This window comes from Pseudomonas mendocina (assembly GCF_003008615.1).
GTDB lineage: Bacteria > Pseudomonadota > Gammaproteobacteria > Pseudomonadales > Pseudomonadaceae > Aquipseudomonas > Aquipseudomonas mendocina_C.
This window is the reverse complement of the sequence record NZ_CP027657.1, coordinates 4,659,902-4,682,144: the sequence shown is the minus strand read 5'-3', so window position 1 is coordinate 4,682,144 and position 22,243 is coordinate 4,659,902. Positions and strand designations below refer to the sequence as shown.

Sequence of the window (22,243 nt, the reverse complement as noted above, 5' to 3'; positions counted from 1 at the left end):
CAGGCCTAGAGTCTACTAGCGCAAAGGGAACACTGTTAAATTTACTTACATTTCCTTGCCGCATCTCGAGCCTCAAGCATGCCTGCCAAACTGCAACGTCGCCTTTTCGTCTTCGTGATCCTGCTGGTGCTGATTGCCGGCGCCCTGCTCGCCCATTGGCTGCTGGTCGGTCGCTACCATGAAAGTACCGACAACGCTTATGTGCAGGGCGAGATCACTCGGGTCTCCAGCCAGTTGAATGCGCGCATCGAAAAAGTGCTGGTGCGCGACAACCAGCATGTAGAAGCCGGCCAGCTCCTGGCAGTACTGGAAGACGCCGATTTCCGCCTGGCCCGCCAACGCGCCCTCGCCGCACTGGAAACCCATCAGGCCGAGCGCACACAAGCGCAGAGCAAGCTTGACCAGCAGGCCAGCCTGATCGCCGCCAGCCAGGCCGACGTTTCTGCCAGCCAGGCCACCCTCGAGCGCGCCAAGCTCGACCTGGGCCGCGCCCAGACCCTGCGCAAGCCGGGTTATGTCTCCGAGGAGCGCGTCACCACCCTGGCCGCCGACAACCGCGTGGCCCGCTCGCAGGTAGCCAAGGCGCAGGCCGACCTGCAGGCGCAACGCCAACAAGTCGCCAGCCTTGAAGCCGAACTCAAGCGCCTGGACGCGCTGATCCTCTCCTCCCAGGCCGACCTGGAACAAGCCGACCTCAACCTCTCGCGCACGCAGATTCATGCGCCGATCAGCGGCCTAGTCGGCCAGCGCTCGGCACGCGAAGGCCAGGTGGTACAGAGCGGCGCCTACCTGCTGTCGCTGGTGCCGGATCAGGACATCTGGATCCAGGCCAACTTCAAGGAAACCCAGATCGGCCGCATGCGCCCGGGGCAGAAAGCCGAGCTGCTGTTCGACAGCTATCCGGACACGCCTATCGAAGGCCGCATCGACAGCCTGTTCGCCGCCTCCGGCGCGCAGTTCAGCCTGCTGCCGCCAGACAACGCCACCGGCAACTTCACCAAGGTGGTGCAGCGCATCCCGGTCAAGCTGACCTTCGCCGCTGACAACCCGTTGCGCGGGCTGATCCGCCCCGGCATGTCGGTGGAGGTCACCGTGGATCTGCGCAGCGACGATAGCCATGGTGGGTGATGCGCTGATCCGCCCGACGGCGGAACCCAGCCGCCGCGACTGGATCGCCGTGATGAGCGCCATGCTCGGCGCCTTCATGGCGGTGCTGGATATCCAGATCACCAACTCCTCGCTGAAGGACATCCAGGGCGCGCTGTCCGCAACGCTTGAGGAAGGCTCGTGGATTTCCACGTCCTACCTGGTGGCCGAGATCATCATGATCCCGCTGACCGCCTGGCTGGTGCAGTTGCTCTCGGCACGCCGCCTGGCCGTATGGGTGTCGGTGGGCTTTCTGATCGCCTCGCTGCTGTGCTCCCTCGCCTGGAGCCTGGAAAGCATGATCGTGTTCCGCGCGCTGCAGGGCTTCACCGGCGGCGCGCTGATCCCGCTGGCGTTCACCATGACGCTGATCAAGCTCCCCGAGCACCACCGGGCCAAGGGCATGGCACTGTTCGCCATCACCGCCACCTTCGCCCCCTCCATCGGCCCAACACTCGGTGGCTGGCTGACCGAGAACTGGGGCTGGGAGTACATTTTCTACATCAACGTGCCGCCTGGCCTGCTGATGATCGCCGGTCTGCTCTATGGCCTGGAGAAGAAGGCGCCGCACTGGGAGCTGCTGAAGACCACCGATTACGCAGGCATCGTCACTCTGGGTATGGGCTTGGGTTGTCTGCAGGTTTTTCTCGAAGAAGGTCATCGCAAGGACTGGCTGGAATCGCAACTGATCGTCGGGCTGGGCAGCGTGGCATTGGTCAGCCTGATCCTGTTCGTCATCCTGCAGATATCCCGCCCCAACCCGCTGATCAACCTCGGCGTACTGCGTGAGCGCAACTTCGGCCTGGCCAGCATTTCCAGCCTGGGCCTCGGCGTCGGGCTGTACGGTTCGATCTATGTGCTGCCGCTGTACCTGGCACAGATCCAGGGCTACAACGCGATGCAGATCGGTGAAGTGATCATGTGGATGGGCGTGCCGCAGCTGTTCCTGATCCCGCTGGTGCCCAAGCTGATGAAGATCATCTCGCCAAAATGGCTGTGCGCCCTGGGCTTCGCCCTGTTCGGCGCGGCGAGTTTCTTCTCCGGCGTGCTCAACCCGGACTTCGCCGGCCCGCAGTTCAACCATATCCAGATCGTGCGAGCACTCGGCCAGCCGCTGGTGATGGTCACCGTGTCGCTGATCGCCACGGCCTACATCCTGCCGCAGGATGCCGGCTCGGCCTCCAGCCTGTTCAACATCCTGCGCAACCTGGGTGGAGCCATCGGTATCGCCCTGCTGGCCACCCTGCTGGATGCCCGCGCCAAGGTCTATTTCGACTATCTGCGCGAATCCATCGTGCCAACCAACCCGCAGGTAGAGGAACGCCTGCACCTGCTGACGCAGACACTGGGCAGCGAGCAGGCGGCCCTGGCCAAGCTCAGCCAGATCGTCCATGAGCAAGCGATCATCATGGCTTACAACGATGCCTTCCACTTCATCGGCATCGCCCTGGCGGTGAGCATGCTGGCGATCCTGCTGACGCGAAAGCTGCCGCAGAACATGGCGGGCGGTGGCGCGGCGCATTGAGTCCTGACAGAGATACGCCGCCCTGTCGTAGGGTGGATGCCGTTTTCGCCTCCACCGAGGCGATGGATCGATGAGGCGTGATCCACCCTACGCCGGCGCCTCATCCGTAGGAGCGGCTTCAGCCGCGAATTCAGTCGCAGAGTGGTTGCCGTTTTACATCCGCCGCGGCAATGGATCGATGAGGCTTGATCCACGCACGGGAACACGTAGAACCGTGGGAGGGGCTTCAGCCGCGACCATCGCCGCTACGGCTGCATGGATGCAGGAGGCAGAACGAAGCAGGATGCCAGAGTCGAAAGCGCCTCCCACAATAGTCCGGATGCATCCGGTAATCGGCTTCCTACCGCTAGTTACACCTGCAACAACCGATCCCGCAGTTTCTGGATCTCGTCGCGCAGTTGCGCCGCGGCCTCGAACTCCAGGTCGCGCGCCAGGGCGTACATCTTCTCTTCCAGCTGACGAATACGCTTGGTGATCTCGCTCGGCGAGCGCAGTTCGTTCTCGTAGCGAGCACTCTCCTCCGCTGCCTTGGCCATGCCCTTGCGCTTGTTGCTGCGCGCGCCCGGCACCACGGCGCCTTCGAGAATGTCCTTGACGTCTTTCTGCACGCCCTTGGGCACGATGCCGTTGGCTTCGTTGAAGGCGATCTGCTTGGCACGGCGGCGCTCGGTCTCGCCGATGGCACGCTGCATCGAGCCAGTCATATTGTCGGCGTAGAGAATCGCCTTGCCATTGAGGTTGCGCGCCGCGCGGCCAATGGTCTGGATCAGCGAACGCTCACTGCGCAAGAAACCCTCCTTGTCCGCATCGAGGATCGCCACCAGCGATACCTCGGGCATGTCCAGGCCCTCACGCAGCAGGTTGATACCCACCAGCACATCAAAGGCGCCGAGACGAAGATCACGGATGATCTCGACCCGCTCCACCGTATCGATGTCCGAATGCAGGTAACGCACCTTGACGTCATGGTCACCCAGGTAATCGGTCAGATCCTCGGCCATGCGCTTGGTCAGGGTGGTGACCAGCACGCGATCCCCCACCGCCACGCGCAAGCGAATCTCCGAGAGCAGATCATCGACCTGGGTACGCGCCGGGCGCACCTCCAGATCAGGATCGACCAGGCCAGTCGGCCGCACCACCTGCTCGACGACGCGACCGGCATGCTCGCCCTCGTATGGCCCGGGCGTGGCGGAAACGAAAATGGTCTGCGGGCAAGCCGCCTCCCACTCCTCGAAACGCATTGGCCGGTTATCCAGCGCCGACGGCAGGCGGAAGCCGTACTCCACCAGCGTTTCCTTGCGCGAGCGGTCGCCCTTGTACATGGCCCCGACCTGCGGCACCGAGACGTGGGACTCGTCGATCACCAGCAGCGCTTCATCCGGCAGGTAGTCGTACAGAGTGGGCGGCGGCGCCCCCGCAGGGCGGCCGGACAGGTAGCGCGAGTAGTTTTCGATGCCGTTGCAGTAGCCCAGCTCGAGGATCATCTCCAGATCGAAGCGTGTGCGCTGCTCCAGGCGCTGCGCCTCCACCAGCTTGTTCGCCCCACGCAGGTACTCCAGACGCTGCTGCAGCTCGACCTTGATGTGCTCCACCGCCTCCAGCAGGGTTTCGCGCGGGGTGACGTAGTGGCTCTTGGGGTAGAAGGTGAAACGCGGCAACTTCTGGATCACCTCGCCGGTCAGAGGATCGAAGGCGCTGATGCTCTCCACTTCGTCATCGAACAGTTCGACGCGAATGGCCTCCAGATCCGACTCTGCCGGAAATACATCGATCACATCGCCGCGCACACGAAACGTCGCGCGGGCAAAATCCATATCGTTGCGCGTGTACTGCAGCTCGGCCAGGCGCCGCAGCAGCGCACGCTGATCCATCTTGTCGCCGCGGTCGAGGTGCAGCACCATTTTCAGGTACTCCTCGGGGCTACCCAGGCCGTAGATCGACGACACCGTGCACACCACGATCACGTCCTTGCGCTCGATCAGCGCCTTGGTCGCCGAAAGGCGCATCTGCTCGATGTGGTCATTGATCGAGGCATCCTTCTCAATGAAGGTGTCGGACGACGGCACGTAGGCTTCGGGCTGGTAGTAATCGTAGTAGGAGACGAAATACTCCACGGCGTTGTTAGGGAAGAACGCCTTGAACTCACCGTAGAGCTGAGCGGCCAGGGTCTTGTTCGGCGCCAGCACCAGGGTCGGGCGCTGCACTTGGGCAATCACGTTGGCAATGGAAAAGGTCTTGCCCGAGCCGGTCACGCCGAGCAGGGTCTGGTGCGAAAGACCGGCCTCCAGCCCCTCGACCATCAGGCGGATCGCCTCGGGCTGATCGCCGGCAGGTTTGAAGCGGGTCACCAACTGAAACTCGGACATGCAGCACCTCGACAAAATGGCTGTGACGCATCCGTTCGGACTGCGTCAAAAGCCATGAATTGCGGGGCGATCTGGCGATAGGTCCAAGTAGAGTCGAATTACCTGGCAACAGGCCTTAATTCAGGGCTTTGCGCTGTCGCCCCCTGGATTCAGGGTCGTTATACTAACGCCCCGTTTACGCGCCCCCTAGCGCTTTTGTCGGGGACGCCTGGCCACCCACCCCTCACTCGAGTTGCCGCATCCATCATGAGTCTCTTCTCTGCCGTCGAAATGGCTCCGCGCGATCCCATCCTGGGCCTCAACGAAGCATTCAACGCGGACACCCGCACCACCAAGGTCAACCTTGGCGTGGGCGTCTACTACAACGAGGAGGGGCGAATTCCGCTGCTGCGCGCCGTCGCAGAAGCCGAAAAAGCGCGCATTGAGGCGCACGCTCCGCGTGGCTACCTGCCGATCGAAGGCATCGCCGCTTACGACAAGGCCGTGCAGGAACTGTTGTTCGGCAAGGGCGCGGCGCTGATCGACGCCGGCCGCGTAATCACCACCCAAGCCCTCGGCGGCACCGGCGCGCTGAAGATCGGCGCTGACTTCCTCAAGCGCCTGCTGCCGGACGCCACCGTGGCCATCAGCGACCCAAGCTGGGAAAACCACCGTGCCCTGTTCGAGTCCGCCGGTTTCCCGGTGCATAACTACCGCTACTACGATCCGTTCAGCAACGGCGTAAACCGCGGCGGCATGCTCGAAGACCTGCGCAACCTGCCGGCGCGCTCCATCGTCGTGCTGCATGCCTGCTGCCACAACCCCACCGGCGTCGACCTGCAGCTGGAAGACTGGAAAGCCGTACTGGAAGTGCTGCGCGAGCGCGAGCATGTGCCGTTCCTCGATATCGCCTACCAGGGTTTCGGTGACGGCATCGACCAGGACGCCGAAGCCGTGCGCCTGTTCGCCGAGTCAGGCCTGGAATTCTTCGTCTCCAGCTCCTTCTCCAAGTCGTTCTCGCTGTACGGCGAGCGCGTCGGCGCCCTGTCGCTGGTCACCGCTAGCCGCGAAGAGTCGACTCGCGTGCTGTCGCAGCTCAAGCGTGTGATCCGCACAAACTACTCCAACCCGCCGACCCACGGCGCTACCGTGGTCGCCAGCGTGCTCAACAGCACCGAACTGCGCGCCATGTGGGAAGCCGAACTGGGCGAAATGCGCGACCGCATCCGCAGCATGCGCCTGGCCATGGTCGAGCAACTGGCCGCATTGGGCGCCAAGCGTGACTTCAGCTTCGTCGCCGAGCAGCGCGGCATGTTCTCCTACTCCGGCCTAACCGTGGAGCAAGTGGAACGCCTGAAGGAAGAGTTCGGCATCTACGCCGTCGGCACCGGCCGCATCTGTGTCGCCGCGCTGAACAACGGCAACCTGGATAGCGTCACACGCGCCATCCACGCCGTGCTTTAAGCCTCTGTGATAGACAAAAACGCCGGCCCTTGGGCCGGCGTTTTTGTATGCGCCAACAGTCACTGTAGGAGCGGCTTCAGCCGCGAATCGTTCGGTAGAACACCGCAAAAGCTAAAGCCACGCCCTGCGACAAGGCCCCATACCCAGGCACCGCCGACCTTGGAACGATTAGGAGGCCATCTGCCTCAACCTCGATCCGTCCCGATCTGGCTGCTGTCGCGGCCAAAGCCCCCTCCCACAATAGCGCCGCCGAATCTGCCGAATCCCAGTCGAGCAGAAGTCACGGCAAAGTATTGACTTCTCTTTTTTAATCAGTAACATACGCGCCGTTGTTCCGCGATAGCTCAGTCGGTAGAGCAAATGACTGTTAATCATTGGGTCCCTGGTTCGAGTCCAGGTCGCGGAGCCAAATTCAAAGCCTCGGTTCATACCGGGGCTTTTTCGTTTTCGGCGGACTCTCACCAGGGACTGCGTCCCAGGTTATTCGCTTCGCTCCCCCCTTTGGGGCCGCGCTGAAGCGCGTTCAGCTGCGCTGTCGAGTCCAGGTCACGGAGCCAAATTCAAGAAACCCAACCTAAGAGCTGGGTTTTTTATTGCCTGAAGAAGGCTTTTCGTGGGGCGCACCATGCGCACCGACTCCTCCACACAGCAATGCCTTGCACGCCAAAAACGCAAAAGGCCGGTCAAAAGACCGGCCCATATGGAAACGCCGCCCGGCGTCAGTTAACACTCAACTTATCGCGATTTTTCTCTAGCGTCGCCTCACCGATACCCTTGACCTCAAGCAACTCATCGACCGAGGCAAAGTTACCGTGCTCTTCCCGGTAAGCCACAATCGCTTGCGCCTTTGTCGCTCCAATACCCAAAAGCTCGCGCTGCAAGGTTGCAGCATCAGCGGTATTCAGATTGACCACAGCAACCTGCGCCACCTGAACAGCAGCCGGTTTGGCACTTTCGGTTTTCGGAGTTTCAGCTGCGGTTGCAGCCAGAGAGAAGAAAGCAAGAACAGCGAACAGCAGAGAGGAAAGACGGACTTTCAGCATGGGAAACACTCCTTTGTTTGTAAAAAGCAAGGCAGCCATGGCCTCGCTTTTTAAACTAGACGCTATCTCCCGACTGTCAAATCCCTGATTCAACGCTCCCGGTTTCTGAGATGAATCCAGTCGACAATCTCACCCTCCGGCACATAACCATGCACTGTTTCACGCAGCAGCATACGCACGCGCGCATAATCATCTTCATCGACTGCTGCCACTAACTCCTGCAGGCGCACCTTGAGCTCCTCCCAAGGCAACATGTCTTCTTCGGCGCGCATGATCATCGGATGCTCAGTCGGCTTCACATCCTCGCCAATCAATAGCTCCTCATAAAGCTTCTCCCCAGGGCGCAACCCAGTGAACTCGATAGCGATATCCCCATGAGGATTACGCTCGTCACGCACACTCAAGCCGGACAGCCGAATCATCTTCTCAGCAAGATCAGCGATCTTCACCGGCTCCCCCATATCCAGCACGAACACATCACCACCCAGCCCTAACGAACCGGCCTGAATGACCAGCTGCGCCGCCTCAGGGATCGTCATGAAATAGCGCGTGATATTCGGGTGAGTCACCGTCACCGGCCCGCCTTGCTTGATCTGCTCCCTGAACAGCGGAATAACCGACCCAGAAGAACCAAGCACATTACCGAAGCGCACCATAGTAAAACGGGTCTTGTTGACGTGATGAACACCTGATTCATCACCGAACAGCAACGGCGCAGACTCACGACTCAGCGCCTGCAGCACCATCTCAGCCAAGCGCTTGGTACTGCCCATGACATTAGTGGGTCGTACTGCCTTGTCGGTTGAGATCAGCACAAAATTGGCAACACCCGCCTTGATCGAAGCCTGCGCCGCATTGAGTGTGCCGACCAGATTATTAAGCACACCCTCAGCGACGTTATGCTCAACCATCGGCACATGCTTGTACGCAGCGGCGTGATAAACGGTATTAACGCGCCAAGTCTGCAGGATGTCGAACAACCGCTCAAAGTGACGGATAGACCCCAAAATCGGCACTAGCTTGATCGGTAGCGACTCCCGCTCGATTCGCTGCTGCAACTCGCCATGGATGTTGTAAAGATTGAACTCGCTGTGCTCGAAAAGCAGCAAGGTTCGAGCCCCGCTCACCAGAATTTGCCGACATAGCTCCGAACCAATTGAGCCACCAGCGCCGGTGACCAGAACCACCTGATTCTTGATACAGCGCTCGAACAATTCTTGCTGAGGCGGCACAGCATCGCGACCCAAAAGATCAGCTATATCGACCTCCTGAATATCCTCGACCTTCACTCGCCCACTGGCCAGATCGGTGAACCCAGGCACGCTGCGGACATGCAATGCATAAGGTTCTAACGCATCAAGGATCTCGCGCCGTCGCGCTCGCGAAATAGACGGCATCGCAAGCAGAATCTCGTCAGCCCCCGTCTCGTCGATCATCTGCTGAATATGCTTGGGTGTATAAACTCGCAACCCGGCAATAACTCGATTGGCAACTCCAGCATCGTCGTCCACGAATGCTACCGCCCGCATCGCACGCCCCAACCGTAAAGCGGCGACCAACTGATTGCCGGCCGTTCCAGCGCCGTAAATAGCAACCCGGGATATGCCTGCTACAGCATCACGTTGTCGGGCAAAAGGCTCAAGCCAATCGCCAGTGAAGAATTGGCGCATCCCAAGACGCAGACCGCCCAATAGCAACAGACTGAGCCACCAGTAATTGAAAACCATAGAGCGCGGCACAATCGCCGTGGGCCCCCTGTACCAGTAAACCGCAAGCGCCAACACCAGCGCCGAGAGAGATACGGCTTTTGCGATAGTAATGAGCGCATCACTACCCACATAACGCATCACAGCCCGATACATGCCCAACCTGATGAAAATAGGCAGAGCAATCAGCGGAGCGACAATGAACAACCAGCTATGCCCAGAAAAGGGCTTGGCCGCATCGATTTCCCCTAAACGAACGGCAAACGACAGCCAAAGCGCAACCCAGACGAGAATGATATCGGCCAATAACTGCAACAAACGCTTCTGACGCCTGGGCAAACTCACCAGAAACTGGCGCAAACCGTTCATCTTCATCCCTCTGGCTACCTCGTTAGCATTTAAATGGAGCTGCCTGCTCCAGACACATCAAACATCACCTCTCCTGTCGCAACAGACACGCCAGGTTCAATGCACCACTCGGTCGCCAGCACCTTTTCCCAAGGCTGTTTGCATAATCAGGCTGAAATAGAGAGAGATCGACATTGACCGGATCATCTGCTGGTCAGTTTCGGCAAGCAAAGCCGGCGTAGACATATCGATCCCCTGCACTTGGGCCAACCCCGTTATGCCAGGGCGAACATCATACACAGCGCGCAATTCGCGCTCGGCAATCAGCTCTTCCTGATTGAATAGATTAGGCCTAGGCCCAACCAGACTCATTTCCCCCCTGAGCACATTCCAGAGCTGCGGTAGCTCGTCCAGCTTGGTCTTGCGCAGAAAAGCGCCCAAGCGCGTGATCGACGCGCTGGAGGCCAAGTGGCTTGCCACAGAGGCCGTATCAACCGCCATCGTTCGAAACTTGACTAACGTAAACGGCCGCTTACCACGCCCCACACGCGCCTGACGAAACAGGGGCGCACCTGTATCCAACAAGCCAAGAACATAGATTAAGATCAATACTGGAAAGCCGAAGAGCAACCCCAGCAAGGACAGAACAACATCAAAAACACGTATCACAGACCCAACCTCTGAAAGCCAGTCAATCCGAAGACAGGAAACAACGCTTTAACCCCTCTTCAACCGTGAAAGGCGGCTGCCAATCCAGTGTCTCGCATGTTTGCGAGATATCTACCTGCAAAGACCCCAGCAAGCGCTGCGCCATAGCCTTCCGCCCCAACAATGCCGCGCTCAGCTTCAGAACGCCAGCAGGCACAGGAATCAACCGTGCAGGCCGCCCCATTGCATCTCCCACTAAACGCAACAGCTCCGTAGTCGATAGATCGCGACCATCACCCGCAAGAAAGACTTGATTGGCAGCAGCAGGATGATCGATGCAGCGAACGATCAAATCGACAAGATTGTCGATGCCAATTAGTGAACGCTTGTTATGGATTGACCCGAGCGGTAGTGGAATCCCTTTACCAATCCAGCGAACCAGACTCCCAAAGTTACCCGGAGCCTCGGGGCCATATACCAAGGGAGGACGAATGATCACCAGTTCCATCCCTGCCTCCTGCTGGATGCGCCAAAGCCCCTGCTCAGCCTCCCATTTGGACTGGGCATAGGGCTCCAATGGGAGCGGAGCGTCGCCGGCATTAAACGGGCGAGTATTAATATTCCCGTTAACGCCGATAGAGCTGATGAAAACGAAACGCTTCACCCCGGATATCGCGGCTTGCCGGGCAAGATTCAACGTACCCTCCACGTTGACCCCCCGATACTCAGCCAGCGGGTCACTACTTACCTCCTGAGAAATATGGGCTCGGGCAGCGGTATGTACTACTACGGTAATACCCTCTAGAGCGGAGGCCCACTGCGTGTCTGCACTTATATCTCCCACCTCAAATACATGCTCAGAAAACCTCCTAGTTCCGCCTGAACGCACAGCGGCCACCACACACGCACCTGCAGTAGATAGATAACGCAACAAAGCATCACCAACGAAACCGGTGGCCCCAGTCAGCAAAACTTGCATAATTAAAGAAGTGCCTCTTCATAAACCGCGATGGTTTTATTCAGCATTAGAGAAAACGTAAAATCGGATTCATATCGAAGCCGTCCTGCCTCGCCCATTCGCCGCCTCATCTCAGCGTCCGCAAGCAGTAGACCAAGGCGTTCTACTAGTAGGCCTGTAGCGTCACGCTTGATCAGATAGCCCGTCTCACCGTCCTGTACAGCTTCGGCGACGCCTCCTACATCGGATGCGATAACTGGCAGGCCAGCACGCATTGCCTCAAGAATAGTCAGCGGCAATCCTTCCCAGCGAGAGATCAAGATAAACACGTCTGCTGCTGCAAGCCGTGAAGAAACATCGATGCAAGCTCCCGAAAAAATGACGTTGTCAGCCAAGCCAAGGCTTGTCGCAAGATCGATCGCAGCTTGCATCTGCGGCCCATCACCAATCAGCTCAAGGCACCAACGCTCTGAGGGAAGCGCTGCGAAGGCGCGTAACAATGACAACTGATCTTTAGGCGCCTCAAAACGAGCGACCATGACAAAGCGTACGATATCTCCCACTGCACCCCGCTGAGCCCGCATCTCGGCAGGAATATCTGGCATGCCGTTATGCACCACGACGAGCTGGCCTGGTGGCGCAACCCACTCCGCCAAGGCGAGGCTCCTGTCATAGTCAGAGACAGTAATGATCCGTTTTGCCAACGGGGCAATGAGCCGTTCGATAAATCGATATAGGAAGCGGCGACTTGGAGATACGCCTTCGGTAAATGCCCAGCCATGGGCCGTAAATATGCAAGGAACAGTCAATCCTATAGCGCAGATACGCCCGATAATTCCGGCCTTAGAAGAATGCAAGTGAATCAGATCTGGCTTCAAGCGCTTTAGCACGCCACGCAGCTCGGATATCGCTTTAACGTCAATAATCAGGTCAATCTCTCTGACCAAATACTTCAGAGAAATACAACTTAATGATCGATTCCGCGCATGCTGCAGAAACACGCCCTGCCCACCGACCAAAATAGTTATGTCATAACCACAAGACTGAAGGCCCGCAGCAAGATCAAGAAGGTGGACACTGGCCCCCCCCATCACGTCAGAACGGGTTATGACAAAAACCACTTTCATAGAAAAGCCAAAAAATCCATTAAAAGCACCATCACTCACGCAAACTGGAGATAAAACTTAAAAATCCTGATCGCTCGAGCATGCTATCCCACATAAATTCAGATGCATCGAAAAAACAATCATCGCCGATACAACCGGAGGAAATATCGATATAACGCTGCAATTCATCAAGCCATAAAAAACGCACACCGTAATCGCTGGAAAACCTCGAAGCCCAATGATATTTATTACTAAAAACAACCAACCCACTCGCCAAGTACTCTAGCGTTTTCGTACTAGTCTGGACATTAAATGGATATAAATCCGGCGTATAATTCAACCCAGCCCACGCTCGGCTGTATAATCTGGGCAGGTCATCGCGAGAAACCCTCCCCACAAACTCGACTTTTGTATTTTCACGAAACAAATCACGTACTGAAGCAGCGACTTCACCAACAATAAGAAGCTTATATCCAAGCGCCGACAAACGCTGGAATTCTTCAAGCAGCCCATTACGCCCAGCAATAGAACCTGAATAGACTATGTCGAAGTCTGGACAAGCATTTGGCTTCTGAAAAAGTGCAGCATCTACGCCCATATCTCGCAATATATAGGGAACGCCTGACGCAAACCCCATACCCTCTCGAACGACTTCATTCAAGAAAATGCGCCCATTAGGCTGGCCGTTAACAATCTTTTTCACGGTGTCCTTCAATACCGGGTACGGAGCCACGGAAAGACTTTGATACTCATGCACCTCAGCGGCACCAGAGGCCTTTCTCCGCCAAAAAGGGCGTAAGCCCATAAAGTAAATATTTACCTCGTTATCAGGACAGAGCTCTTCCTCCGGCGCCAGCTGAACCTCGACATTGGATTGCTCGAGAAATTTCTTGTACGCATAAGCCTCAGGAGTATAAGCATGCTTTTTTAACCCAATACCAACCTTCATCAAACACCTTCTCCTGACGGCGCGAACAATTATCTAGCGACCGGTCGGCCTCGAGCACGAAGCAACTTTAGCGAATACCACCCCAAACGAGCACAGCACAAAATTGTTTGACCTATGACATCATGTCCAACCTGGACCTGAACTCGGTAAAGCTCCGTAATAGACCCAAGCAGATCATAAGAACTTAATCCACCAGTACCAAAGTAGCCAACCACCTTGCGGCTAACAGTGATTGTCGCCCCACCTTTTACAGCGGCCAGCAAAAACAATTGATCTGCCGCTATAGGGTAGCGCCTGGAATAGAATCCAAATTTATCATGCAGCGCTCTCTTGATAAGCACACCGACGGCATGACTGGAAAAATAAGCAAACTGCCCTACGCGCCATGCACTGCCTCGTCCCGCGGCCTTCACATGGCCATCAAAACTGACAGAAGCGGTTACGAAATCGGTATTCTCTTTCAAAGACTCTCTGTAGATGCTTATTGCTTCCGGGTACAGCCCATCATCGGCCCCCACGACCAGATAATAATCACCAGAACTTGCTTTAACACCACGATTCAATGCATCGTAAATACCAAAATCTTCTTGAGAAACAATTTTAAGATTCAAGTCTTTAATCGAACGAAGCAGTTCCAAGGTTCCATCGGTCGATGCCCCATCCGCAACTACCCACTCAAAATCCTGGTCTATCTGCGCACGCAAAGAGGCTACAAGCTCAGGCAAAACATCGGCAGCATTGTAGGTGGCGGTGATTATACTAATCGTAGCTCGTTCATTCATAAGCGTGAGACTTCAAAAAATCGTTGTAGGCTTTGCCAAGCCCCTCCTCCAACTGAACCAGCGGCTGCCAAGCAAGCGACAACAGCTTGGCGCTACTCATCAGTTTGCGCGGAGCGCCATCAGGCTTGGAGGTATCGAAGTGGAGGGTTCCGGAGTAGCCAACTACCGCAGCAACCAACTCAGCTACTTCGCGAATACTATGGTCGCACCCAGATCCCACATTAATGTGCGAACACATAGGCGTTACGCACTGCTGCCATTTATCAGCCGGCAGTTTCATGACATGAACACTCGCAGCAGCCATATCATCGACATACAGAAACTCGCGACGTGGCTCACCGGTTCCCCAAACAACTACCTGTGCATCTCCACGCAGCTTAGCCTCGTGAAAACGCCGGATAAGCGAGGGAATAACGTGACTATTTTCAGAGTGATAGTTATCACCGGGGCCATAAAGATTGGTGGGCATTACACTGCGGTAATCACGACCATACTGCCGATTGTAGCTTTCGCAAAGTTTGATACCTGCAATTTTTGCGATTGCGTAGGGTTCATTCGTCGGCTCAAGCAACCCAGTAAGCAACGCATCCTCAGACATTGGCTGAGGAGCAAATTTTGGATAAATGCAGGACGATCCCAAGAAAAGCAATTTATTCACATCGGCCAAATGCGCGCTATGAATAACATTAGCTTCGATTATCAAGTTCTCATAGATAAACTCAGCGGGGTAGGTATTATTGGCATGAATACCGCCTACTTTAGCAGCGGCCAAATAGACGTGTTTTATGCGGTTAGCCTGAAAGTAACGCTGCACGGCGGCTTGATCAAGCAGGTTTAATTCATCACGAGTAGCGGTGAGGATATTCTCGTAACCCAGCGTTTTGAGATGTCTGACAATCGCCGAACCAACCATTCCCCGATGGCCGGCAACGAAAATCGTCTGGTTCAGATCATGCGCCACGCTCAATTCTCCACCGACACCGGCACATCGTGGCCATGGGTCTTAAGCAAAGAATGGCGTTGCGCGACCTTGAGATCTTCACTGACCATCTCAGCACACATTTCCTGCACCGTAATTTCTGGAACCCAGCCGAGCGTCTGCTTGGCTTTGGTAGGATCACCCAACAGCGTTTCTACCTCGGCAGGGCGGAAATAGCGAGGGTCAACACGCACCACGACGTCGCCCACGTTGAGCGCCGGAGCCTTATTGCCCTCAACGGCCTCTACGATTGCAACCTCTTCAACACCTTGCCCTTCAAAACGAAGCGTAATGCCGAGCTCCGCTGCAGACCACTCAATGAACTGACGCACCGAATATTGAACGCCGGTCGCAATAACAAAATCTTCCGGCTGATCCTGCTGCAGCATCATCCACTGCATCCGCACGTAGTCCTTGGCATGGCCCCAATCGCGCAAAGCATCCATATTACCCATATACAGGCAACGCTCCAGGCCTTGACCTATATTTGCAAGGCCTCGAGTGATCTTACGGGTCACGAAGGTTTCACCGCGACGCGGCGACTCATGATTGAAGAGAATTCCGTTGCAGGCATACATACCGTACGCCTCACGATAATTAACGGTGATCCAATAGGCGTATAGCTTGGCTACGGCGTAAGGCGAACGCGGATAGAAAGGCGTCGTTTCCTTTTGCGGAACTTCCTGCACCAAACCATACAGCTCAGATGTGGAAGCCTGGTAGAAACGTGTCTTTTTCTCCAACCCTAACAGGCGAATAGCCTCCAGCAGCCGCAACGTCCCCATGGCATCGACATCTGCCGTATATTCCGGAGACTCGAAACTGACTGCGACGTGCGATTGAGCGCCCAGGTTATAAACCTCGTCCGGCTGAACCTCTTGCAGAATGCGAGTGAGGTTGGACGAATCGGTTAGATCGCCATAATGAAGTACGAAATTCTGATGTTCTACGTGGGGGTCTTGATAGATATGGTCCACACGCTGAGTATTGAAAGACGAAGCGCGCCGTTTGACGCCATGCACCTCATAACCCTTTTCTAACAAAAGCTCGGCGAGATAAGAACCGTCCTGACCGGTTATTCCAGTGATAAGAGCTTTTTTCATTTTTTATTTCCTGGCCATCTAATGAACGTTCCAGAAGAATAGCCTCTAGGCACATAGCACATATGAAGTGATCCGTTTTTTTGACCACTGATGGCAAAAACTTGCACAGTCATGATAGGACTCGCTGATAGATAGCGTGAGTTTCTAAAGCGCAGCGATGCCAAGAAAACTCATTCACCCGCAATAGTCCGAGCCGCCTTAGTTCTTGACATGCTTCTGGCCTCTGCAAGACCTCTAACAAAACGACAGCCAAAGACTCTGTCGAACTAGGATCAAACATTCTAGCGGCAGCACCCACGACCTCAGGAATGGAACTGGTATTGCTACAAACGACAGGACAGCCATAACTCATAGCCTCCAACGGAGGAATACCAAAACCTTCGTAGAGAGAGGGATAGACAAAAAGAGCAGCCTGCTTGTAACGCGCAGCCAAAACCTGATCGCTTCCACCCTGCTGATGAACTTTGGCAACAATACCCAGTCTCGCGATCAAAGCACGTTCATATGCAGTGAAGCCCCCTCCTCCAAACGCCACAAGATCAAAATTCTCTTTCAGCCATGGCTGGCTGGCATATGCCTGAAGCAATGTCTCAAAGTTTTTATAGCCACCGCGCATTCCGACATAGAGCAAATAAGGACGTGCTGGCACGTCCACTGCCTCAATGTCAGAAGTAGTGAGAGAGAAACCATGGTGAACAACCGATGTTTTATCAAGCGGCACATCAAGCAGACGAACCAAATCCTGTCGCGTCTGCTCGGAGACACAGATCACATGATCAGCCCTCTTGACAGCCTGGCGCTTGAGCTCCCACGTTTTATCCTGCTCTGGAAAAGACTGCGGAAATAGCTCGTGAATCATATCATGTACGGTAATAACGGTACGACTGGAACGAGGAGCCGAGGGGCGACTGGAATAATACGTCTCGTGCACGATATCAGGCCTCAGCGCCCCCATAATCACAGGCGAAAGCACTGTGTTAGCTGCGCAACAAATTCTTTCCGCCCCACGGAACACAGGCAAATGATGCCCAAGTACTCCTAAAGAAGAAGATGCACCAGATAAATAACCATTCACATAGAGAGGACTATTAACATTAACCGTAGCATCAGCAGCAACCTCCGCCACCCCCTTAGCCAACTCAAAAAAATAACGAGAAATACCGCCATAACGTTGAACAGAAAAAATTTGGTGATCGTAGACAACTTTCATGACTTTGAAACCGAGTCCAAAATCTTACGATGATCATCCATTGTTTTTGACCTCAAAAGACGCCGCAGCAAAGGAGCAGTAATTTTTGAAAAATAAGAGCTTGTAATAACGCGCAGCCACTTTGCATTCAAGCTTCGTCTTGTCAGTATATGGATACCATTGGCAGTATAGAAATTAACGCCCAATTTTTTAGCCAGCGCCTGCAGCGTCCGATGTTGGAAAAAACCAATATGCTGCCCAGTTGGAAACGAATAATACCACCATTCATCTGGCTTCGGCGGTACGCCTTCATAAAGTTCAGTGGTAAAAATCAAAGTATCTGTTGTAGGAGAATTTAAAATGTCCTCCACGTGGCCGACAGGGTCAATCAGGTGCTCTAGGACTTCCATTGCCGTAACAGCAAGACACCCACCATTTTCAGCTCTAAACTCAAAGCCGCGCGCCAAAAAATTCTCACAGTACTTATCGGCCCAATAAAAGTCGAAGCCATAGTCCCTCATAAGTCTAGTTAGCATTCCATAGCCACCAGCAGAGTCTAGATAACGCCCGTTACCACGCTCTGCCATTCCCCAGAACAATAACGAGGAAAGCTTTTCGGCAATCCGCATATTTCGTGCTACCAAACCAGTATCTGCATCGGCAATCGCGGAAGAATATGCCTCTTCAAGCCAGTGGGGACTAGCAACTCGCAGATATCCACAAGAATCGCAAGCCTCGTACCTAGCCTCGTATTTTCGTAAAACCTCAGCGGAAAATACATAAGACATTCGACTGGCGCATATTGGACAAATCGACGAATCATCCTGCACGAAGAACCCTCCGTTTCACATAATTCATGGCTCGTAGCGGTAGCCGCAATAAGTTATACGGAAAACGCAAGCGCGCGCCCTCTAGATGGTAATCGAATGTATAACGGTCAGCTAATACATCTCTCTCTACATTCACTGGATGGGTCATGCTCCCTAGACCCTGCACCTCCATCTCAGCAAATTGGCTAGCATCCGAGATCGTATGAGTAGCCCCGGTGCCAAAACCAATGTTACTAACCAAATTAACATTTGGCGTTGCAACAAGACCGGCATAACGCCAAATGCAAGCGGTCCACTGATAATCCCAGGTATTAATTTGGCCTTCATGGGTTTTATTAAAAATATTTTTCCAAAAAGCGCGCTCAACACTGTCCGGCGCGTTCTCAATCCAGTCGGCTGAGCGAGACCACTCAGGCCAGTAAGAAAGTGATACGTCATAGTTTCGCCAGGCGCGCCGCCAGGAAGCCCAGCCCCAGCAGTGAAAATATTTTGAGAAATAGTAAGAACCGCTACCGCGGACCATCCCATTCTGAAAGTTGTTACCTGTTATTCCCCAAACACGCTCGTCATTAGCATAACGCTGCAATAACTCCTGACAATAGGAGAAGAACTCCGGGTGCGGCAAACAATCGTCCTCTAAAACGATACCGCACTCCTCGTTCTCAAAAAACCAAGTGATTGCCTGACTTACCGCTTTCCTACATCCTAAGTTATCATTTCGGAAAAGGGTCTTTACCTCGCACCCCCAATCGACATGTTTGATAATTTCTCGAACCTCAGCCACCACCTCAGCCTCGCCCAAACGGTCGGGTCTCGGACCGTCTGCCGCTACATACAAGCGAGGCGGTTTAGCCTGCCTAATGGCCTCAAATACTTGCCGAGTAGTGTCCGGACGATTAAAGACAAGGAAAAGCACTGCAGTATCTAAGGTCTGAATTATTGGTAAATTTTCAGTAGCGGACATTGAGCGAAACCCTACAAAGCCATAGTTAATCAGCTAGTAACTTCTTGAAATAGCAAACAGTCTCAGAAAGACCATCGTCCAATGAAACTTTAGGTGTCCAGTTAAGCTGTTCCTTGGCAATAGATATGTCCGGTTGACGCTGCCTGGGGTCATCCGCAGGCAGCGGGTGAAAGCTCAGCTTCGACTTCCCACCGACTAATTTAATAACCTTCTCCGCCAACTCGAGCATTGTGAACTCACCAGGATTCCCCAGATTCATTGGGCCGGTAAAACTTGCATCGGAATTCATGAAACGTACGAAGGCCTCGATTAAATCATCTACATAACAGAACGAGCGCGTTTGCTGGCCATTTCCGTATATAGTAATATCTTCGCCCTTAAGCGCTTGGACAATAAAATTACTCACCACCCGACCATCATTAGGATGCATTCGTGGGCCATAAGTATTGAAAATACGTGCAACCTTAATCTCTAGATGATGCTGACGCCAGTAATCAAAGAACAGGGTTTCTGCACAACGCTTTCCCTCATCGTAGCAAGAGCGAATGCCAATTGGATTAACACGCCCCCAGTAATCCTCGGTTTGCGGATGAATCTCAGGATCACCATATACCTCACTAGTTGATGCCTGAAAGATTCTGGCCTTAGTTCGCTTAGCTAAACCAAGCATATTAATAGCGCCATGGACACTAGTTTTGGTAGTTTGTACAGGGTCATGCTGATAGTGTACTGGGGATGCAGGACAAGCCAGATTGTAAATCTGGTCTACCTCCACATAAAGCGGAAATGTCACATCATGCCTCATCAGCTCGAAAGCTGAGTTACTCAATAAATGTTCAATATTGCGCTTTGAACCAGTAAAAAAATTGTCCGCACAGATTACATCAGCACCACCGTTCAAAAGTTTCTCACAAAGATGGGAACCGAGAAATCCTGCACCACCAGTAACCAACACACGTGAACTCAAACTAGACCTTGACATTATAGACATCCCGCGAGCGATGTAAAAATTAGATCATATTATACTAACGACAATTTCAGTACAAAATATATTCAAATTAAACATTCAAATATCGCAAGTATGGAGAAATTATTTTTGAGACTTTTTTAGAAGCATCTTCAGGCAAAATATCTGGAAATTCGCTTCTGTTTATTCGCAAGGAAACCACCTTTCTGCCAAACAAAATAGAGCATAGCTTCCTAAATACTCTGTAAACTAAAAATCCACCCTTACATATAAGAACCAAAAAAACCATTAAAATGCAAACTGGAATTAATGCTTTTGGATTTAGGCCATTTGCATAAATTATCCCCGCAAGCATTTTTTTCTTTTTGCTTTTCGGCCTCCAGGTACGAATCAACAATAATGAGAAAAAAATCATCCCAAAAACACGTGAGTTTAGAACTTTGTTTATCCATTGGCTGCGCAAGCTCGATGTTTCTATTAGTGCCTGCCAAAAATAAATTGGTAAATCAGAAAGACCAAAATCACCTGCACGAGAATTATATCTTAGCTTACTTTTTTTAATTTTTTCCTCGTAGTCTACCTTCAGCTCCTTTAGCACCGAAGCACCCTCAAGAGTGTCATCGGTAGCCGCAACAGCCATGCCTGCACTTTTGGGGGACGACCCTACCCAACCCAGAGGGATATAGGACTTTAAAAATCTTGGCTCTAAGCTACAAGCAATAGCAGCTAAATTCGCATCTTGCGGATGGCACGAGAACACTTTTCCATTTTGCTTTTTTTTAGCCTCTTCTAGCAAATCTCTATGAAATAGCGAGGTTGTATACATTTGAGGAAGCTCGAAATAATCCACCACTCCTAATAGTGCTTTAGCTGACTCCAACGCTGAATTTAAGACCCTAACCTTGGGAGAGGCAATATAAGAAACTGATACGTCGCCATATATAACCTGACAGCCATCCCAAAAGAAATACGCTCTTTCAGACATGATCGATCTAATACCTTGATCACTGGCAAAATTGGTCAAATTTTCTGCCAAACTGAAAAAATATGGCTGCAAAGCATCATCCTGCCCAACAAAAATCAGCCACTCTCCCGCAGCATGAGATAATGCCCATTCCCAGTGCTCAGCCATGCTCAAGCGTTCACTTGGAGATATAATTCTAATTTTTGAATTACTGGAAATTGTTTGCAGGTATGATACGGTAGAGTCTACAGAATGATCATCACTAATGATCAATTCGTAATTCTCATAATCTTGAGAAATGATGGAGGATACGCATGATTTTAAGTATTCCCCTCCATTATAAGAGGGGAGAATTATAGAATATTTAACTTTCACGCCTCTTTCCTCTAAGTACACGAATAATCTCTCCAGCCAATCTCCGCCTACGAGTTCCTGCAGGAAAGAGAAGATTCAGCATATCATTACCTTTGATCACCCTTAATGGCTGATCTACACTCTCCCATCCAAGATCCATAGCAAGGATGTTTTTAGAACGTAAATTCGGCTCATGGGTTAAACTCGGCCTAGCGATAAAAATATACTGAAATATATAAGACCGAGGATTTTTCTTTATGTATTTTTTCACACTATAAGGTAAGTCAAATAAAAACTTATCAATCAAACCGACTGTCGCGCTGCAATCAGTAACTTTAAGCGCGGCACTGGAAAACAAATTAGCTATGGTATTAAATGTATAAAAACGAATGTGTGTTTTGTCTAAAACCCCAACCTCTGTGTATTCGAAGTTATCATGCAACAACTTACCCTTCACCTCTCCGAAAGAGGCATTAGGCAACGAAACTACAAACACCCCTTCCGGTTTAAGAAAAAATTTCAAACTTTCAATTACTGCTTCGGGACTGATCGTATGTTCCAATACGTCGATCAATGCCACTACGTCAAATTTTCCGTGAAGGTCTGAATAGGCATGCGCATCAAAGAAATTCAAATCAACTTGCGACAGGGATTTATATATCCCTTTTGACGCCGCTTGTTCTAGGCTTTTTCTGTCATATTCAAACCCATGGATTTGAACATTCTTTACTTTGTGCAAAAATTCACCAAAGTCACCACATGCACATCCTACATCAAGAACCAGTGAACCAGGCTCAATCCATTTGCTTGCCATGACCCTGGCGTCATTAAACATGTCCGACTGGAGCTCGACTTTATACACATAGGATCTTC

19 protein-coding genes and 1 tRNA gene are annotated in these 22,243 nt (G+C 53.1%); 4 read left to right on the top strand and 16 right to left on the bottom strand.

The features are described 5' to 3' along the window. Positions 1 to 78: 78 nt before the first annotated feature. A complete protein-coding gene (locus C7A17_RS21630) occupies positions 79 to 1,128 on the top strand; it encodes an HlyD family secretion protein (RefSeq protein ID WP_106740356.1) in 1,050 nt (349 codons plus the stop codon). After that, positions 1,118 to 2,671, top strand: a complete 1,554-nt coding sequence (locus C7A17_RS21625) for an MDR family MFS transporter (RefSeq protein WP_106740353.1) — start codon at positions 1,118 to 1,120, stop codon at positions 2,669 to 2,671. The genes C7A17_RS21630 and C7A17_RS21625 overlap by 11 nt, the downstream gene beginning before the upstream one ends. 350 nt (positions 2,672 to 3,021) lie before the next feature. On the opposite strand, the gene uvrB is transcribed toward C7A17_RS21625, so the two are convergent. Next, complete coding sequence (uvrB, locus tag C7A17_RS21620; protein ID WP_106740351.1) at positions 3,022 to 5,037, bottom strand: excinuclease ABC subunit UvrB; 2,016 nt, start codon at positions 5,035 to 5,037, stop codon at positions 3,022 to 3,024. A 246-nt stretch (positions 5,038 to 5,283) separates the two neighbouring features. Here uvrB and C7A17_RS21615 point away from each other — a divergent pair, with 246 nt between their 5' ends. Beyond that, the gene (locus C7A17_RS21615) at positions 5,284 to 6,480 is read left to right on the top strand and encodes an amino acid aminotransferase (RefSeq protein ID WP_106740348.1); all 1,197 of its coding nucleotides are present in this window, start codon (positions 5,284 to 5,286) and stop codon (positions 6,478 to 6,480) included. A gap of 333 nt (positions 6,481 to 6,813) precedes the next feature. Then, positions 6,814 to 6,889 (top strand) — tRNA-Asn (locus C7A17_RS21610). 310 nt (positions 6,890 to 7,199) lie between these two features. Here C7A17_RS21610 and C7A17_RS21605 read toward each other — a convergent pair. The 15 genes from C7A17_RS21605 to C7A17_RS21535 form a co-directional block, all read right to left on the bottom strand. Further along, the gene (locus tag C7A17_RS21605) at positions 7,200 to 7,523 is read right to left on the bottom strand and encodes a ComEA family DNA-binding protein (protein ID WP_106740346.1); all 324 of its coding nucleotides are present in this window, start codon (positions 7,521 to 7,523) and stop codon (positions 7,200 to 7,202) included. Between the two features lie 89 nt (positions 7,524 to 7,612). Then, the gene (locus tag C7A17_RS21600; protein WP_106743095.1) at positions 7,613 to 9,598 is read right to left on the bottom strand and encodes a polysaccharide biosynthesis protein; all 1,986 of its coding nucleotides are present in this window, start codon (positions 9,596 to 9,598) and stop codon (positions 7,613 to 7,615) included. A 96-nt stretch (positions 9,599 to 9,694) separates the two neighbouring features. Next, entirely contained in the window at positions 9,695 to 10,246 is a 552-nt protein-coding gene (locus C7A17_RS21595; RefSeq protein WP_106740343.1) for a sugar transferase, read from the bottom strand. A 22-nt stretch (positions 10,247 to 10,268) separates the two neighbouring features. Then, positions 10,269 to 11,204 carry a UDP-glucose 4-epimerase family protein gene (locus C7A17_RS21590; protein ID WP_106740340.1) on the bottom strand — a complete coding sequence of 312 codons (936 nt, stop codon included), beginning with the start codon at positions 11,202 to 11,204 and terminating at the stop codon, positions 10,269 to 10,271. A 2-nt stretch (positions 11,205 to 11,206) separates the two neighbouring features. Continuing rightward, positions 11,207 to 12,349: a glycosyltransferase family 4 protein gene (locus C7A17_RS21585; protein ID WP_234035828.1), complete on the bottom strand. Its 1,143-nt coding sequence runs from the start codon at positions 12,347 to 12,349 to the stop codon at positions 11,207 to 11,209. Continuing rightward, on the bottom strand, positions 12,342 to 13,238 hold the full coding sequence (locus C7A17_RS21580) for a glycosyltransferase family protein (protein ID WP_106740335.1): 897 nt from the start codon (positions 13,236 to 13,238) through the stop codon (positions 12,342 to 12,344). The genes C7A17_RS21585 and C7A17_RS21580 overlap by 8 nt, the downstream gene beginning before the upstream one ends. Before the next feature lie 29 nt (positions 13,239 to 13,267). After that, entirely contained in the window at positions 13,268 to 14,020 is a 753-nt protein-coding gene (locus C7A17_RS21575) for a glycosyltransferase (protein WP_106740333.1), read from the bottom strand. After that, on the bottom strand, positions 14,013 to 14,981 hold the full coding sequence (fcl, locus tag C7A17_RS21570) for a GDP-L-fucose synthase (protein WP_106740330.1): 969 nt from the start codon (positions 14,979 to 14,981) through the stop codon (positions 14,013 to 14,015). The genes C7A17_RS21575 and fcl overlap by 8 nt, the downstream gene beginning before the upstream one ends. A gap of 2 nt (positions 14,982 to 14,983) precedes the next feature. Continuing rightward, complete coding sequence (gene gmd / locus C7A17_RS21565) at positions 14,984 to 16,102, bottom strand: GDP-mannose 4,6-dehydratase (RefSeq protein WP_106740327.1); 1,119 nt, start codon at positions 16,100 to 16,102, stop codon at positions 14,984 to 14,986. A gap of 109 nt (positions 16,103 to 16,211) precedes the next feature. Next, positions 16,212 to 17,312, bottom strand: coding sequence for a glycosyltransferase family 4 protein (locus C7A17_RS21560; RefSeq protein ID WP_106740325.1), 1,101 nt, complete (start codon positions 17,310 to 17,312; stop codon positions 16,212 to 16,214). Then, the gene (locus tag C7A17_RS21555; protein WP_199796353.1) at positions 17,309 to 18,121 is read right to left on the bottom strand and encodes a class I SAM-dependent methyltransferase; all 813 of its coding nucleotides are present in this window, start codon (positions 18,119 to 18,121) and stop codon (positions 17,309 to 17,311) included. Before C7A17_RS21555 ends, C7A17_RS21560 begins: the two co-directional genes overlap by 4 nt. Beyond that, a complete protein-coding gene (locus tag C7A17_RS21550; protein ID WP_106740320.1) occupies positions 18,111 to 19,085 on the bottom strand; it encodes a glycosyltransferase in 975 nt (324 codons plus the stop codon). The genes C7A17_RS21555 and C7A17_RS21550 overlap by 11 nt, the downstream gene beginning before the upstream one ends. 25 nt (positions 19,086 to 19,110) lie before the next feature. Continuing rightward, positions 19,111 to 20,040, bottom strand: a complete 930-nt coding sequence (locus tag C7A17_RS21545) for a UDP-glucuronic acid decarboxylase family protein (protein ID WP_234035827.1) — start codon at positions 20,038 to 20,040, stop codon at positions 19,111 to 19,113. A 103-nt stretch (positions 20,041 to 20,143) separates the two neighbouring features. Beyond that, on the bottom strand, positions 20,144 to 21,391 hold the full coding sequence (locus C7A17_RS21540) for a glycosyltransferase family 2 protein (RefSeq protein WP_158704696.1): 1,248 nt from the start codon (positions 21,389 to 21,391) through the stop codon (positions 20,144 to 20,146). Beyond that, positions 21,381 to 22,184, bottom strand: a complete 804-nt coding sequence (locus C7A17_RS21535; protein ID WP_158704695.1) for a class I SAM-dependent methyltransferase — start codon at positions 22,182 to 22,184, stop codon at positions 21,381 to 21,383. The genes C7A17_RS21540 and C7A17_RS21535 overlap by 11 nt, the downstream gene beginning before the upstream one ends. Positions 22,185 to 22,243 lie beyond the last annotated feature (59 nt).

Coding starts and splice junctions, on each gene's coding strand:
- C7A17_RS21625 (WP_106740353.1), top strand. CDS start 1,118: ATGGTGGGTGATGCGCTGATCCGCCCGACGGCGGAACCCAGCCGCCGC.
- C7A17_RS21605 (WP_106740346.1), bottom strand. CDS start 7,523: ATGCTGAAAGTCCGTCTTTCCTCTCTGCTGTTCGCTGTTCTTGCTTTC.
- C7A17_RS21615 (WP_106740348.1), top strand. CDS start 5,284: ATGAGTCTCTTCTCTGCCGTCGAAATGGCTCCGCGCGATCCCATCCTG.
- C7A17_RS21535 (WP_158704695.1), bottom strand. CDS start 22,184: ATGGCAAGCAAATGGATTGAGCCTGGTTCACTGGTTCTTGATGTAGGA.
- C7A17_RS21630 (WP_106740356.1), top strand. CDS start 79: ATGCCTGCCAAACTGCAACGTCGCCTTTTCGTCTTCGTGATCCTGCTG.
- C7A17_RS21575 (WP_106740333.1), bottom strand. CDS start 14,020: ATGAATGAACGAGCTACGATTAGTATAATCACCGCCACCTACAATGCT.
- uvrB (WP_106740351.1), bottom strand. CDS start 5,037: ATGTCCGAGTTTCAGTTGGTGACCCGCTTCAAACCTGCCGGCGATCAG.
- C7A17_RS21600 (WP_106743095.1), bottom strand. CDS start 9,598: ATGAACGGTTTGCGCCAGTTTCTGGTGAGTTTGCCCAGGCGTCAGAAG.
- C7A17_RS21560 (WP_106740325.1), bottom strand. CDS start 17,312: ATGAAAGTTGTCTACGATCACCAAATTTTTTCTGTTCAACGTTATGGC.
- C7A17_RS21580 (WP_106740335.1), bottom strand. CDS start 13,238: ATGAAGGTTGGTATTGGGTTAAAAAAGCATGCTTATACTCCTGAGGCT.
- gmd (WP_106740327.1), bottom strand. CDS start 16,102: ATGAAAAAAGCTCTTATCACTGGAATAACCGGTCAGGACGGTTCTTAT.
- C7A17_RS21550 (WP_106740320.1), bottom strand. CDS start 19,085: ATGTCCGCTACTGAAAATTTACCAATAATTCAGACCTTAGATACTGCA.
- C7A17_RS21590 (WP_106740340.1), bottom strand. CDS start 11,204: ATGCAAGTTTTGCTGACTGGGGCCACCGGTTTCGTTGGTGATGCTTTG.